The organism is Tatumella sp. JGM91, from assembly GCF_018257575.1.
Taxonomy (GTDB): domain Bacteria; phylum Pseudomonadota; class Gammaproteobacteria; order Enterobacterales; family Enterobacteriaceae; genus Tatumella; species Tatumella punctata.
Window position 1 is genome coordinate 91717 of sequence record NZ_JAERJP010000008.1, and the last position, 13767, is coordinate 105483.

The 13767-nt window shown below is 48.1% G+C and carries 14 protein-coding genes; 6 read left to right on the forward strand and 8 right to left on the reverse strand.

Going from position 1 to position 13767, the window contains the following annotated elements:
- Positions 1 to 5: 5 nt before the first annotated feature.
- Positions 6 to 1424, forward strand: coding sequence for a glutamate synthase small subunit (locus JK198_RS07400; RefSeq protein ID WP_212707606.1), 1419 nt, complete (start codon positions 6 to 8; stop codon positions 1422 to 1424).
- A 235-nt stretch (positions 1425 to 1659) separates the two neighbouring features.
- Here the strand turns inward: JK198_RS07400 and sspB are convergent, their stop codons facing one another.
- The 5 genes from sspB to zapE all read right to left on the reverse strand — a co-directional run bounded on the left by sspB (position 1660) and on the right by zapE (position 5323).
- Entirely contained in the window at positions 1660 to 2154 is a 495-nt protein-coding gene (sspB, locus tag JK198_RS07405; protein WP_212710563.1) for a ClpXP protease specificity-enhancing factor, read from the reverse strand.
- 2 nt (positions 2155 to 2156) lie between these two features.
- Complete coding sequence (gene sspA, locus JK198_RS07410) at positions 2157 to 2798, reverse strand: stringent starvation protein SspA (protein ID WP_212707604.1); 642 nt, start codon at positions 2796 to 2798, stop codon at positions 2157 to 2159.
- A gap of 309 nt (positions 2799 to 3107) precedes the next feature.
- Positions 3108 to 3500 (reverse strand): 30S ribosomal protein S9, encoded by a 393-nt coding sequence (gene rpsI, locus JK198_RS07415; protein ID WP_038016832.1) that lies wholly within the window; start codon positions 3498 to 3500, stop codon positions 3108 to 3110.
- 15 nt (positions 3501 to 3515) lie between these two features.
- Positions 3516 to 3944 carry a 50S ribosomal protein L13 gene (gene rplM / locus JK198_RS07420; RefSeq protein ID WP_038016830.1) on the reverse strand — a complete coding sequence of 143 codons (429 nt, stop codon included), beginning with the start codon at positions 3942 to 3944 and terminating at the stop codon, positions 3516 to 3518.
- A 245-nt stretch (positions 3945 to 4189) separates the two neighbouring features.
- Positions 4190 to 5323, reverse strand: a complete 1134-nt coding sequence (gene zapE / locus JK198_RS07425; protein WP_212710569.1) for a cell division protein ZapE — start codon at positions 5321 to 5323, stop codon at positions 4190 to 4192.
- Between the two features lie 211 nt (positions 5324 to 5534).
- On the opposite strand from zapE, the gene zapG reads away from it, so the two are divergent.
- The 5 genes from zapG to JK198_RS07450 all read left to right on the forward strand — a co-directional run bounded on the left by zapG (position 5535) and on the right by JK198_RS07450 (position 10087).
- Positions 5535 to 5936 (forward strand): Z-ring associated protein ZapG, encoded by a 402-nt coding sequence (zapG, locus tag JK198_RS07430; protein WP_212707602.1) that lies wholly within the window; start codon positions 5535 to 5537, stop codon positions 5934 to 5936.
- 84 nt (positions 5937 to 6020) lie between these two features.
- Positions 6021 to 7397: a Do family serine endopeptidase gene (locus JK198_RS07435; protein WP_212710564.1), complete on the forward strand. Its 1377-nt coding sequence runs from the start codon at positions 6021 to 6023 to the stop codon at positions 7395 to 7397.
- Between the two features lie 93 nt (positions 7398 to 7490).
- Entirely contained in the window at positions 7491 to 8570 is a 1080-nt protein-coding gene (gene degS, locus JK198_RS07440; protein WP_212707600.1) for an outer membrane-stress sensor serine endopeptidase DegS, read from the forward strand.
- 384 nt (positions 8571 to 8954) lie between these two features.
- Positions 8955 to 9425 carry a transcriptional regulator ArgR gene (gene argR / locus JK198_RS07445; RefSeq protein WP_212710565.1) on the forward strand — a complete coding sequence of 157 codons (471 nt, stop codon included), beginning with the start codon at positions 8955 to 8957 and terminating at the stop codon, positions 9423 to 9425.
- 398 nt (positions 9426 to 9823) lie between these two features.
- On the forward strand, positions 9824 to 10087 hold the full coding sequence (locus JK198_RS07450; protein ID WP_212707598.1) for a YdgH/BhsA/McbA-like domain containing protein: 264 nt from the start codon (positions 9824 to 9826) through the stop codon (positions 10085 to 10087).
- A 362-nt stretch (positions 10088 to 10449) separates the two neighbouring features.
- On the opposite strand, the gene aaeB is transcribed toward JK198_RS07450, so the two are convergent.
- The 3 genes from aaeB to aaeX are packed head-to-tail and all read right to left on the reverse strand — an operon-like array spanning position 10450 to position 13560.
- On the reverse strand, positions 10450 to 12405 hold the full coding sequence (gene aaeB, locus JK198_RS07455; RefSeq protein WP_212707597.1) for a p-hydroxybenzoic acid efflux pump subunit AaeB: 1956 nt from the start codon (positions 12403 to 12405) through the stop codon (positions 10450 to 10452).
- Between the two features lie 11 nt (positions 12406 to 12416).
- On the reverse strand, positions 12417 to 13349 hold the full coding sequence (gene aaeA / locus JK198_RS07460) for a p-hydroxybenzoic acid efflux pump subunit AaeA (protein ID WP_212707596.1): 933 nt from the start codon (positions 13347 to 13349) through the stop codon (positions 12417 to 12419).
- A 7-nt stretch (positions 13350 to 13356) separates the two neighbouring features.
- A complete protein-coding gene (gene aaeX, locus JK198_RS07465) occupies positions 13357 to 13560 on the reverse strand; it encodes a p-hydroxybenzoic acid efflux pump operon protein AaeX (protein WP_212707595.1) in 204 nt (67 codons plus the stop codon).
- Positions 13561 to 13767 lie beyond the last annotated feature (207 nt).

A 13767-nucleotide genomic window follows, 5' to 3' on the forward strand; every position in this document is an offset into this window, starting at 1 on the left:
TCACGATGAGTCAGAACGTTTATCAATTTATCGACTTGCAGCGCGTTGATCCGCCAAAAAAACCGCTGAAGATCAGGAAAATTGAGTTTGTAGAAATTTACGAACCCTTTTCTGAGGGCCAGGTCAAAGCGCAGGCCGACCGCTGTCTGGCTTGTGGTAATCCCTATTGTGAATGGAAGTGTCCGGTTCACAACTATATTCCTGACTGGCTGAAACTGGCGAATGAAGGCCGGATCATGGAAGCTGCGGATTTGTCACACCAGACTAATAGCCTGCCTGAGGTCTGCGGGCGGGTATGCCCGCAGGACAGACTATGCGAAGGATCCTGTACGCTGAATAATGAGTTTGGGGCTGTCACCATCGGTAACATTGAGCGTTATATCAATGATAAAGCGATGGAAATGGGCTGGAAGCCGGATATGTCACACGTCACCCCGACAGGTAAACGTGTGGCTATCATCGGTGCCGGTCCGGCCGGACTGGCCTGTGCTGATGTCCTGACCCGTAACGGTGTTAAAGCCGTGGTATACGATCGTCACCCGGAAATTGGCGGATTGCTGACGTTTGGTATCCCTTCTTTTAAATTAGAAAAAGAAGTGATGATAAAACGGCGCGAATTGTTCACTGAGATGGGTATTGAATTCCGGCTGAATACAGAAATCGGCCGTGATGTTCACCTGAATACCCTGATGGTCGAGTATGATTCAGTATTCCTCGGCGTGGGAACCTATCAGTCAATGCGTGGCGGGCTTGAAAATGAATCTGCCCCCGGAGTATATGATGCGCTGCCATTTCTGATTGCCAATACCCGTCATACCATGGGCTTCGCTGCTCTCGATGACCAGCCCTATATTTCCATGCAGGGCAAACGCGTGGTGGTTCTGGGGGGCGGTGATACAGCGATGGACTGTGTACGCACGTCGATTCGTCAGGGCGCCAGTCACGTCATCTGTGCCTATCGTCGTGATGAAGAAAATATGCCGGGCTCCAAACGGGAAGTTAAAAATGCCCGTGAAGAGGGTGCAGAGTTTCAGTTTAACCTGCAGCCTCTGGGGGTGGAGATTAATGGCAATGGCCGTGTCTGTGGCGTGAAAATGGCCCGCACCGAGATGGGACCGCCGGATGCCGCCGGACGCCGCCGGGCTGAGATTGTCGCAGGTTCGGAACATATCATCCCGGCAGATGCGGTAGTTATGGCGTTCGGTTTCCGTCCGCACAAAATGGAATGGCTGAGTGATTTCAGTGTAGAGCTTGATGCTCAGGGACGGATCATTGCTGCTGAAGGCAGTGATAACCCTTTCCAGACCAGTAACCCTAAAATCTTTGCCGGGGGCGATGCCGTCCGCGGGTCTGACCTGGTCGTCACCGCTATCGCAGAAGGTCGTAAAGCTGCTGAAGGTATTATGGACTTCCTCGAAGTGTAGTCATATACAGAGTATTCATGTGAAAAGGCACAATCATGTGCCTTTTTTTATTGCCTGTGACCCGTCCTGAATAGCCGTTTTTACTGTCAAATACTGCTGTACAGATGGCAGAGAGGAACCGTAGCCGTGCATCTCCCTCAGCAGCCCTGTCCTTATGCCCGGATAAAAAAACCGGCCATACTGGAATATGGCCGGCTTCAGAGAATATCTGTTGATATCAGCAGAATGTCGCGGGTTATTTCACGACCCGTAAAGCCGGACGGCCACCGCGCGGAGGCTGAGGAGGCTCATTATCGTCGTCGGTGTCTGCCTCAACAGTTTCATCCGGCCGATCACCGTCAATGACAGACATAACAGGATCAGCAGTAGCCATTTGTGAGGCGGCTCCTTCTTCTGACTCATAAGCCGGTTCAGGTTCAAACATCGTTCCGGCACCATTTTCCCGTGCGTAGATAGCCATAACAGCAATCATAGGTACCACTACCTGACGCGGCACCCCGCCGAAGCGGGCATTAAAATGGACTTCTTCGTTAGTCAGTTCCAGATTACCGACCGCACGTGGTGCAATATTCAGGACAATCTGCCCGTCCCTTGCATATTCCAGCGGAACCATCACTCCCGGCAGATTAATATCAACCACCAGATGCGGGGTCAGATCGTTATCCAGTAACCAGTCATAGAAAGCACGCAGCAGATAAGGACGACGTGCCGTCATTTCTGTCATTTCCATAATCAACCCCGGAAGTGCAGGCGCATTTCACGTTCAGCTTCGGTCAGGGAAGCCAGGAAAGAATCACGTTCAAATACGCGGGTCATATAACCTTTAAGTTCTTTCGAGCCTGCGCCACTCAGGTCAACACCCATGGACGGCAGACGCCACAGCAGCGGCGCAAGATAGCAATCAACCAGGCTGAATTCTTCACTCATAAAGAACGGCGTACGGGAGAATAATGGTGCAATGGCCAGCAGCTGTTCACGCAGCTGTTTACGGGCATCATCTGCTTCCTGAGCCGTACCGTTTTCGATCCGGAACATCAGGCTATACCAGTCCTGTTCGATACGGTGCATCATTAAACGGCTTTCACCACGGGCCACCGGGTAAACCGGCATTAATGGCGGGTGGGGAAAACGTTCATCCAGATATTCCATGATAATATGGGACTGGTACAGAGTAAGCTCACGGTCAACAAGAGTCGGTACCGTACAATACGGATTCAGATCAATCAGATCCTGTGGAAGGTTATCCATATCGACCTGTTCAATCTCCACACTAACGCCTTTTTCAGCCAGTACAATACGTACCTGGTGACTGAAAATATCAGTGAGTCCGGAAAACAGTGTCATTACCGAACGTTTGTTGGCAGCGACAGCCATGAAAACCTCCACTTTGCTCAAAAAGATACTGCGAATAGTCAACCACAGCCGACTAGCCAGTAAACATGGCGCTTGCAACCTGTGCTGATGCGTTGTTTTCAACTGTTGCCTGAATTGAGCGCATCGCTTAACTGCTGACAAGCATAAATTAGTTCGCTAGTTTATCAGATCTTCGCCTGTTTGTGGCGGGTGATTAAAGATTTGCCAATAAAATGCCTGAAACAACAGAAAAACAGAGGATAAAAACACAAAAAACCCGCCGAAGCGGGTTTTTGATGCCAATTGCGATGCTGCATAAGCAGCAAACAATTAACGTTTGGAGAACTGTGGACGACGACGTGCTTTACGCAGACCGACTTTCTTACGTTCAACTTTACGTGCATCACGGGTAACAAAGCCCGCTTTGCGCAGTTCTGAACGCAGAGATTCGTCATACTCCATCAGAGCGCGTGTGATACCGTGACGGATCGCACCAGCCTGACCAGAGATACCACCACCTTTAACAGTGATGTACAGATCAAATTTTCCAACCATATCGATCAGTTCCAGCGGCTGACGCACGACCATACGTGCAGTCTCACGACCGAAATACTGCTCTAAAGAGCGCTGATTGATAACGATGTTACCGCTTCCCGGCTTGATAAAGACGCGAGCGGAGGAGCTTTTGCGGCGACCTGTGCCGTAGTTTTGAGTTTCAGCCATTGCCTGTAATCCCGATTAAATGTCAAGAACTTGCGGTTGCTGTGCCGCATGGTTGTGCTCGTTACCTGCGTAAACTTTCAGTTTACGGTACATAGCACGACCCAGCGGGCCTTTTGGCAGCATGCCTTTAACCGCGATTTCAATCACACGCTCAGGACGGCGAGCAATCATCTCTTCGAAGGTCGCTTGCTTGATACCACCGATGTGGCCGGTGTGATGGTAATAAATTTTATCGCTACGCTTGTTGCCGGTAACAGCAACTTTATCAGCGTTCAGAACGATAATATAATCACCGGTATCAACATGCGGAGTGTATTCCGCTTTATGCTTACCACGCAGACGACGAGCCAGTTCAGTCGCTAAACGACCTAAAGTTTTGCCTGTCGCGTCAACAACATACCAGTCACGCTGGACGGTTTCTGGTTTAGCTGTAAAAGTTTTCATTGAAAAGCTTACCCAAATATAAGTTACACGTTGGTGAAATCCCAAACGCTTAAGTAAACGATTGAGGCTCACACGACCATTTTGCCAGCAAGCCTACCCCTTCGGATAGAGTTACCGGATCACAAAGGTTTTTGGGAAAAAAAACCATTTGCCGTAACGTGGGGTCGCAAGATTATAGAGAAGTCACCGCGAAAGGTCGACTCTTTTTGCGATAAAATTGCGCTCCCTCTTCCCGGCATTCGCATTCAGGGCAAATGAGGGCGGCGCAGAAACTCTTCACTTTGCATTTCCTGCAAACGTGAAAGGCAACGCTGGTATTCAAATTTCAGCTGGTTGCCGGCATAAATCTCTTCCAACGCTGCTTCTGCACTGACGATCAGTTTAACATGTCGTTCGTAAAACTCATCGACTAATGCCAAAAATCGTCTGGCCTGATCTTCCTGAGCATAATTCATCACCGGTACATTAAATAACAATACACTGTGATAATGGCGGGAAAGCTCAATGTAATCCATCTGACTGCGCCCCTCACCGCACAGGGTAATAAAGTCCAGCGCGACCACACCATGTGCCGATTTCAGAGTTTGCATCTGACGATGATTGACTTCCAGTACCGGTGATTCCGCCGTCTGATAGTCACACCCGGCCAGTGATCCAAACATTGAAACCATCTCTTCCGTGGTCTGTGTGTTCAGAGGGGTTTTCCATAAATGTGCAGAAGTCAGGGTACGTAAACGGTAATCGATCCCCGCATCGACATTCATAATTTCACAATGGCGATTGATCTGCTCAATTGCCGGTAAAAAACGCGCCCGTTGCAGACCATTACGGTAAAGCTGGTCCGGGGGGATATTTGAAGTTGCTACCAGGGTAATCCCCCGTTCAAACAGCGCTTCCATCAGGGTACCAAGCAGCATCGCGTCAGTAATGTCCGAAACAAAAAACTCATCAAAGCACAGTATATCGGCCTGTGTTTTAAAACGGTCAGCAATAATCAGTAAAGGGTCACTTTGCCCCTGTAATTCGGTCAGTTGCTGATGTACCCGCTGCATAAAACGATGGAAGTGTAAACGAAGCTTACGTTCACCCGGAATAGACTGAAAAAACAGATCCATAATCCAGGTTTTCCCCCGTCCTACTCCGCCCCACATATACAATCCTGTGACCGGTGCAAGCAGATCTGCTTTTCCTTTACCCAGTAAACCGGATAACCGGCTAAAGACGCCTTTTTTAGGCTGAGTACTGGCAAGACTTTTTTCTGTAAGTAACTGATAAATTTCATCAAGTCGGGTTATTGCAGCCTTTTGTACGTCATCAGGCTGAAAACTACCACGGGTAAGCTCTTGCTGATACAGGGCCAGGGGTGATGTCATTTGTATTTTCTCAGCTGTCCGGAAAAGTCCGTTTGGTGTTATTTGACGAAAAAAAAACCGTTATACAGTACGCCAGGCTGACGCAGGATTCCACTTCCGGAAGATTAACGGGTATAGTGACGGGTATTGAAGTAGGTTATCTTCTTGTTGTTAACTGACTGGCATAAAGAAGAAAACCGTTGTGCCCTGGACAACAACGGAAATGAGGGGAGTTATTATGACCTGGGAATACGGGCTAATCGGATTGGTTGCCGGCCTGATTATTGGTGCCGTCGGCATGCGCTTTGGTAACAGAAAATTACGTGAGCAACGTAACGTACAATATGAGCTGGAAAAATCTAAATCTGAGCTGGAAGACTATCGCAAGGAACTGACCGGACATTTTGCCCGCAGTGCGGAATTACTGGACAATATGGCCCATGATTATCGCCAGCTTTATCAGCATATGGCGAAAGGTTCCAGTGATCTGCTGCCGGATTTGCCCGGAGATCAAAACCCGTTTGCATGGCAGGAAACCGAAGCTGAAGCGGATAACGATCAGGCTCCGGTACAAATCCCGCGGGATTACTCCGAAGGGGCTTCCGGATTACTCAGAAGCGGCCCGGTAAACCAGAAATAATCCTCCGGGCGCTTCAGGCGCCCGGTTTTTTTCTGCTGCTCTCAGCCTCTGGTCTTTGCTTTTAACCGTGAGAATACTTGCATAATGAAAAAACTATCACCGCTATTGCTCGCCATGACGCTAAGTGCCGGGCTAAATCTGTCCCTGACCCCTGCTGCACATGCCAGCCTGCCGGTTAAAGTTCAGGGACAGCAGCTTCCTTCACTGGCACCGATGCTGGCTCAGGTATTACCCTCAGTGGTCAGCGTAAAAGTAAGCGGTATCCAGACCCCTTCAGCTACAGCTCAGCTACCCGGCCCCCTGAAAAAATTCTATGGTCAGCAACCCCCGCAAAATCCGCAGGGCACGCCGTTTGAAGGACTGGGATCAGGGGTAATCATTAATGCCGGAAAAGGCTATATTCTGACCAACTACCATGTTATTAACGGTGCCAGCAAAATCACGGTGCAATTAAGCGACGGCAGTGAGTACAATGCAAAACTGACTGGCAGCGACAGCCAGTCAGATATTGCACTGATTCAGATAAGCAACCCGAAAAATCTGACCCAGATAAAAACCGGTAATTCAGACCAGTTACAGGTAGGCGATTTTGCGGTTGCTATCGGTAATCCGTATGGTTTAGGTCAGACGGCAACTTCCGGGATCATTTCAGCCCTTGGCCGTAGCGGGTTAAATATCGAAGGACTGGAGAATTTTATTCAGACTGATGCCGCCATTAACCGGGGTAACTCCGGCGGGGCACTGGTGAATCTACGCGGTGAGCTAATCGGTATCAATACGGCAATTCTGGCTTCGGGTGGCGGTAACATTGGTATTGGCTTTGCGATTCCCGGTAATATGGCCCTTAATATCGCCGACCAACTAATAAAATATGGTCAGGTAAAACGGGGACAGTTGGGCATTAAAGGTACTGAACTCACGGCTGATATGGCAAAAGCGTTCAGGGTTAATGTCAATCACGGAGCCTTTGTTGCGCAGGTTTTGCCAGGTTCGGCGGCCGAAAAAGCCGGTATAAAAGCCGGTGATATCATCACAACACTCAATGATAAGGCAATTTCCGGTTTTGGCGAACTCAGGGCCAAAGTAGCAACCAGTGCCCCCGGGGAACGGGTACGCCTCGGCCTGCTGCGCGACGGCAAGCCACTGAACCTGGTGGTAACTCTGGACCAGAGCACAGCGTCTCAGCCGGTGACAAAAGAATTATCACTCCCTGCCTTACAGGGTGCTGAGTTCGGCGACGGACAAACAGCGGCCAAAGAGAAAGGTATACAAGTACTGAGTGTAAGCCCGCAAAGTGCTGCGGCACAGACGGGGTTCCGGCCCGGTGATGTTATCGTCAGTATTAACCACCAGCGTGTGCAAAGCCTGGAAGCTCTGAAAAAAGTACTCGACACGAAGCCAGACGTGATTGCATTAAATGTGATCCGCGGTAAAGAGAGTATCTATCTGTTAATGCGTTAGAAAAACGCAAATGACGCGGGCACAAGCGAATACCTGTGCCCGCTGTTATCGTGTTATCCTTAACCATCCTTTCCCGGCAATTATACTATCGGTATGCTACTCAAATTATTACGTTCAGTGATTATCGGCCTTATTGTGGCAGTGGTAATACTGCTGGCTATGCCTGAATACCATGTCGGCAGCCGCCTGCTGGCGTTAGTTAATCATTCAGATACCAGTACCGAAGAACCTATCGTCAGTTTCAGTCAGGGTGTCCGGCGTGCAGCTCCGGCAGTGGTCAATGTCTATAACCGTAATACCCAGACCGACAACAGCCACGGGATCACCACGCTGGGTTCCGGGGTGATCATGAACAATAAAGGCTATATCCTGACGAATAAGCATGTGATTAATAATGCTGACCAGATTATTGTAGCATTGCAGGATGGCCGGTTTTATGAGGCGACGCTGGTGGGGTCCGATGCAATGACTGACCTTGCGGTACTGAAAATTTCTGCCACCAATTTACCGGTTATTCCGATTAATTCGCAGCGTATTCCACATATCGGCGATGTCGTGATGGCGATCGGCAATCCTTATAACCTGGGACAGACAGTCACCCAGGGCATTATCAGTGCCACAGGACGGGTAGGACTGAGCTCTTCCGGCCGGCAAAATTTCCTGCAAACAGATGCATCGATCAATCAGGGAAATTCTGGTGGCGCATTAATTAATTCCCGCGGAGAACTGATGGGGATAAATACACTGACCTTTGACAAAAGCAGTGACGGAGAAACGCCCGAAGGCATCGGCTTCGCTATACCCACAGCACTGGCAACCCAGATTATGGATAAACTCATCCGTTATGGCCGTGTAATACGTGGCTTTATCGGTATTACGGCGCGGGAGATCCCGGCGCTTAATGGTCACGGAAACTCAGTGGATAAGATACAAGGAATTATCGTAAGTAAAGTCGCCCCCGGCGGGCCTGCTGAGCTGGCGGGTATTCAGGCCAACGATCTGCTGCTGAGTGTTAATGGCAAACCGGCTATTTCTGCCCAGGAGACGATGGATCAGGTGGCTGAGATCCGTCCGGGGTCAGTGGTCCAGGTCCGGCTGCTGCGTAACGATAAACAACTGACTATCCCGGTAACTCTCCGTGAATTTCCGCAAGATACCCCGGCAGTGAACTAATTAGTATTCAATAGCAGCCAGTCACAACCCTGTGCTGGCTGCACTCTCTGTCCCAGCCTGGTAATCCGCGACCTGTTTCATCATTGTCTGACTTTTTATCCAGATTAACCCCCACTTATCCGGCCGGCACTGTCCATTATTTTCACTGTCAACGCCCTGCAGACAGCAGAGCGAATACGCTATCCTTCGGTCAGCTACAATATAAAAAACTGCGAAAAAATGCTTATTTAGTAATTTGGACTCTCAGGGTTTTATTTGTTAGAATCCGCGCCTTGTATTATCCCGCCCCTTGATACCAACACCACGCATTGCATAAAAATTCATCCAGGTGCATAATAATGTAATTGTCTCTGCGGGATCCTCTTTAAACAAACATGGTAGCCTATGCGAACCACCTCTAAACAAGAAGATTTAATCAGGGCTTTTAAAGCACTGCTAAAAGAAGAAAAGTTTAGTTCTCAGGGTGAGATTGTTGTTGCTCTGCAGGACGATGGCTTTACTAACATTAACCAGTCTAAAGTCTCAAGGATGCTGACCAAATTCGGCGCAGTACGTACCCGTAATGCAAAAATGGAGATGGTCTATTGTCTCCCCGCTGAACTTGGCGTACCGACCACCAGCAGTCCGCTCAAAAACCTGGTATTAGATATTGATTATAACGATGCACTGATTGTTATTCATACCAGTCCTGGTGCGGCACAATTGATTGCAAGATTACTTGATTCATTAGGAAAAGCGGAAGGGATCCTCGGTACCATTGCCGGCGATGACACTATTTTCGTAACCCCTTCCAGAAGCTTTACCGTGAAAAAACTCTACGACGCCATTCTGACGTTGTTTGAACAAGAGCTCTGAGTCTCTGTCCCCCGGCCTCAGCCGGATGTCGGGGGGAATAAAGGCTTTCTGCTTTCTGCTTTCTGCTTTCTGCTTTCTGCTTTCTGCTTTCTGCTTTCTGCTTTCTGCTTTCTGCTTTCTGCAGAGATAATCACTCAGGAAACTATGAAGCCAGCATTACACATCAACCAAACAGCACAAATTGATAAATTGTTATATGCCTATGTTTTAAATGTAAAAATAACATCATTGTTTAAAACATGGTCATCTTTTAGTTGAATTTGTTATAAAAAATATCAGGTAAACGGTTACATTTGAAAAAACATTATTAGCAATGTATTAATTTCTTACGTTACCAGACCTATAATGCGCTTCGTGATCTGAATCACAAAAATGAATAAATCAACGAGGAATAAATTGTGAGTATAAAAGCCGGTCTGGCTATGATGGGTGTACTTTCCGCACTGTCGTTTGGTGTATCTGCTGCACAATCAGTAACCAGCGAACAAGCACAAGCGATGCAGTCTATCGGTGTTATCTCTGTCAGTGGTCTGGACGCTTCTCCTTCTGAGATCAGTGAACAATTAAGTCATAAAGCAGATGCAATGGGAGCAACGGCCTACCGTATCACGGAAGCCTATATGAACGGTAATTATCACGAGACTGCAAGTATCTACAAATAATAAAAGCAGATATGTTAAATTTTCACCTGTGAAATAGCGTCAGTTATTATCTTACTGAGCAGGTTTATCAATACGTCAAAAGTAAGCAATGTTGTTTATAGAATAACGATATTCAGGAGGAAGGGTATTTATTACCTTCGGTAAATATAAAAACACCTCAATATCGTAGCCGGACAGGGAACGTCGGCAAGAATAGTAATCATCAGTAAAGAATCATAATAAAGTTAATTCTTCGGGGCTGCCCCGGGAATTACATAAAGAACCATCGTAACGTCATATTAGCCCCCTTGTCAGGGGGGCCTTTTTCGGATGCTCAAATCTGCAATGATCTCCGCCAGTAAAGCCCGGGGGCAAAGATAATATCAGATATTAATCAGCGTATTTTGATAGCGGGTCAGTATGTCCACCAGCCGGCGAACCGGTTCGGTGACAGATAATGGTGCTGCATATTGCTGTAACTTCTGCTGATAAATATCAAACTCCTGCAATAGCCGCTGGTAATAGTAACGTTTTTTTTCTTCACCGTGTGACGAAATTATCCGGTCTCCCGTATATCTCAGACGACGATGAAATTCTGATAACTCTTCCTGGCAGGGAATATTAGCCTGACGTAATCTCTGATGACTAATAATAAGAGTTAATGCCAGACGGTATTTATTAATATCCCCGGGAAATAAATTAAGCAGCAGGAATAATTGCTGATACAGTGAGGGAAGATGATTTTCCCTGCGTCTGTCAGGGTTAGTTGTTAATGCAGAAACCGCCGCATACATAAACCTGTTCAGTATTTTTCTGCCAGTACGGCCTTTGGATTTATCACGGATTAACAGTATCACCAGCATTGCCAGAAAACAGCCAATCACCTGTCCCAGTGCGTTATCAAGAAAGGTATTAATCCCGAAGCTCATCGGGTTACTCAATACAATGATATTCAGCGTTCCGATAAAAGCCCCGAGGGTGCCTAGCTGCCGGCGCTGGATAAAAATACCCGAGACAAATGCCAGTGCACCAATAATCAGACACAGTAAGAACAGGCTTTGCTGGGTACCCGGCATCAGAAAAACATAATACAGCGCCCCGAGTGGTACTGCGACAGACATCCCGTACAGAAAATCTTTCGCCAGCATCAGCGGGTTAGGTAAACGCATCGCTAATGAAGTGACCACTGCCAGCATCACCATACAGGCACTGCCTGCATTCCAGCCCGAATATAACCAGAATAATGACCCAAGGGCCGTCGCCACAAAGGTACGGATACCGTTAATCATCGCCGGATGCGTTTCGGCAGAGCGTACGTGAACTTCACCTTCCCGTTGCAGGATGGTTTCTTCGATTTTATTAATACGTGCGTTGGTCTGAATACCTTTCATTAATAACAAGTACTCAGACGCAGCCCCGATCCAGCTGCTGAGTGTGACCGGGATATCTGCATTAGTATTCAGTGTCAGCAGACGCCTGAGCTCTTTTAATTGTTTACGCAGATCGACAATATTGCTGACATCCTGCCCGATTAACTCCCGGAAGGAAGCCGGAATATAGTTTTCGCGGGTATTCTGAATAAGGAACGTTTCTGCCGCCTGGGTAATCATGGTCAGTGACAGAGTATGTAACATCTTCATTCGCCGGCTGGCATTTTGCCAGTGGCTGGATTCCATACGTAACTGGCTGCGCATACCGCTGAAAGCACTGGTCCTGCGAACCAAAGTACTCCATGCCTTATCAAGTTCTTCTTTACTGTTATGTCTGACCCCTGACTGCAGCAACTGATACTGAGATAACAGTAATGACTCCACTTCCTGGTCGATAACTTTTTTTATCGAACGGGGAGAAAAGATCATGTCCGCCAGGATGGCGCAGACAATACCAATAATGATTTCACAACACCGTTCTACGGCGAAACGCGGTACCAGCTGCAGTGTACCGCTGGCATTCACTGTCACCACAATAATCAGGGTCGTATAACCTGCCAGTCCCAGCGCATAAGAATTTTCGGCTCGAATAAGGGATGACTGCCAGACACAGAGTCCTGCCCAGGCACAGCAAAGCATCAGCATCACCACCGGTGCCTGTGCGGTAAAAATCATAATGGTCAGGGCGGCAATACAACCGATAAAAGTACCGATAATCCGCAATACCCCACGGTGTCTCAGGGCTCCTGAATAAGGATCACCCCCTGCCGCAAAGGCCTGTCCGCCGGCCACAATTCCGGCTGTCATTACCGCCCAGCGCGGGGTTTCTAAATTACAATAGAAGCCCAGCATCAGCGCTAACAGGATGGCGAAAGTCAGCTTAACCGGGAAACGCAGATACTGAACCATAGCCCCCCCAATCAACCAAATTCTCTTAATCTGTTCAGCATATCTGATACAAAAGAAGGTTTTTCATGGGGACGATCTTTATCACCGGTCACAACGACTGTCGCAGTGGTTCCTGCAGGAAAACGATTACCGGGTTGCTTATCCAGACGGATACGGACCGGTACACGCTGAGCCAGCCTGACCCATTCAAGGTTCGAATCAACCGTTGCCATCCCTTTTGAATCGACAGTACTGCTGCTATTGGTGACCCCGGCAGCAATACTGTCTACGGTACCCCGCAGTACACTATTACTTCCCAGCGGAGTAATCTCGGCGCGGTAGCCCGGTTTAACCCCATCCAGCTTGGTTTCCTCCATATATGCAAGGACATAGAAAGAGTCAGCTTTCACCAGTGCAACAGCAACCGAGCCACGGCTGATAAATTCACCACCGTATACCGTCAGGTTGGTCACCCAGCCATCAGAGGGCGCCCGGATATCAGTACGCGTCAGGTCTATCTGCGCCAAATCACGGGCAGCCGTTGCCTGAGCCAGCTGATGCTCACTGGTCTGCAGATCATTATTCGCCTGCTCTACGGCTTCTTTAGACAGCGCCAGAGTCCCTATTTTATTGCGTCGTGCGGCCTCACGGCGTTTTTCACTGACCACGGCCTGGTAGTAATCCACATTCGCCTGAGCTTCATCTAAGGCTTCCTGAAAGCGCGGACGGTCAACGATAAATAGCGTATCACCTTTTTTCACAAACTGGTTATCACGCACATTAACATCCGTAATCAGGCCGGTGACATCGGGTGAAATCGCCACCACGTCTGCCGCAAACTTAGCATCTCTGGTCCAGGGGGATTCGGTGTAATAAACCCATGCCCTGAAGACAATAATAATGGCAACAATCACCAGAATCAGGGTTATCCCATAGCGTGCGATTTTTCTTATAAGCGTTTTCACTGAAACCTCAGACCATTAAACTGGAGACAAAATAAAAGACACAGCAATACAGCGCTGTGTTAAAAAGAGAAGGATGCCAGACAAGATCATAGATCCCGCTGGGTGTGAGGATCCTTTTCACTACCCAGAACAGCAGCAATGACAGGATCAGCTCGACAAAAATAGGCGGAAAAGATAGCCCAAAAACGACTAAAACCGGATGCACACTCATTTTAAATCCTTTGGAATAAATATCTTACACCCGGCCAACCAGTAACCGATAGTCGTTAACATCAGAGCAAACGTTGCCTGATGGCAGGTTAACCACAAGCCTGTGTCAGAACACATGGATTCGTATAATTTCAGAAGTTACGGTAAGCACATAAATTATCGACCGGATCTCATTATAGTAACGTGTCTGATAGTTAGTTTTCTACAT

Bases quoted from the DNA above. Each gene is read 5' to 3' on its own strand.
- JK198_RS07400 (WP_212707606.1), top strand. From the start codon at position 6: ATGAGTCAGAACGTTTATCAATTTATCGACTTGCAGCGCGTTGATCCG.
- rplM (WP_038016830.1), bottom strand. From the start codon at position 3,944: ATGAAAACTTTTACAGCTAAACCAGAAACCGTCCAGCGTGACTGGTAT.
- zapG (WP_212707602.1), top strand. From the start codon at position 5,535: ATGACCTGGGAATACGGGCTAATCGGATTGGTTGCCGGCCTGATTATT.
- argR (WP_212710565.1), top strand. From the start codon at position 8,955: ATGCGAACCACCTCTAAACAAGAAGATTTAATCAGGGCTTTTAAAGCA.
- sspA (WP_212707604.1), bottom strand. From the start codon at position 2,798: ATGGCTGTCGCTGCCAACAAACGTTCGGTAATGACACTGTTTTCCGGA.
- aaeX (WP_212707595.1), bottom strand. From the start codon at position 13,560: ATGAGTGTGCATCCGGTTTTAGTCGTTTTTGGGCTATCTTTTCCGCCT.
- JK198_RS07435 (WP_212710564.1), top strand. From the start codon at position 6,021: ATGAAAAAACTATCACCGCTATTGCTCGCCATGACGCTAAGTGCCGGG.
- rpsI (WP_038016832.1), bottom strand. From the start codon at position 3,500: ATGGCTGAAACTCAAAACTACGGCACAGGTCGCCGCAAAAGCTCCTCC.
- aaeB (WP_212707597.1), bottom strand. From the start codon at position 12,405: ATGGTTCAGTATCTGCGTTTCCCGGTTAAGCTGACTTTCGCCATCCTG.
- degS (WP_212707600.1), top strand. From the start codon at position 7,491: ATGCTACTCAAATTATTACGTTCAGTGATTATCGGCCTTATTGTGGCA.
- sspB (WP_212710563.1), bottom strand. From the start codon at position 2,154: ATGGAAATGACAGAAATGACGGCACGTCGTCCTTATCTGCTGCGTGCT.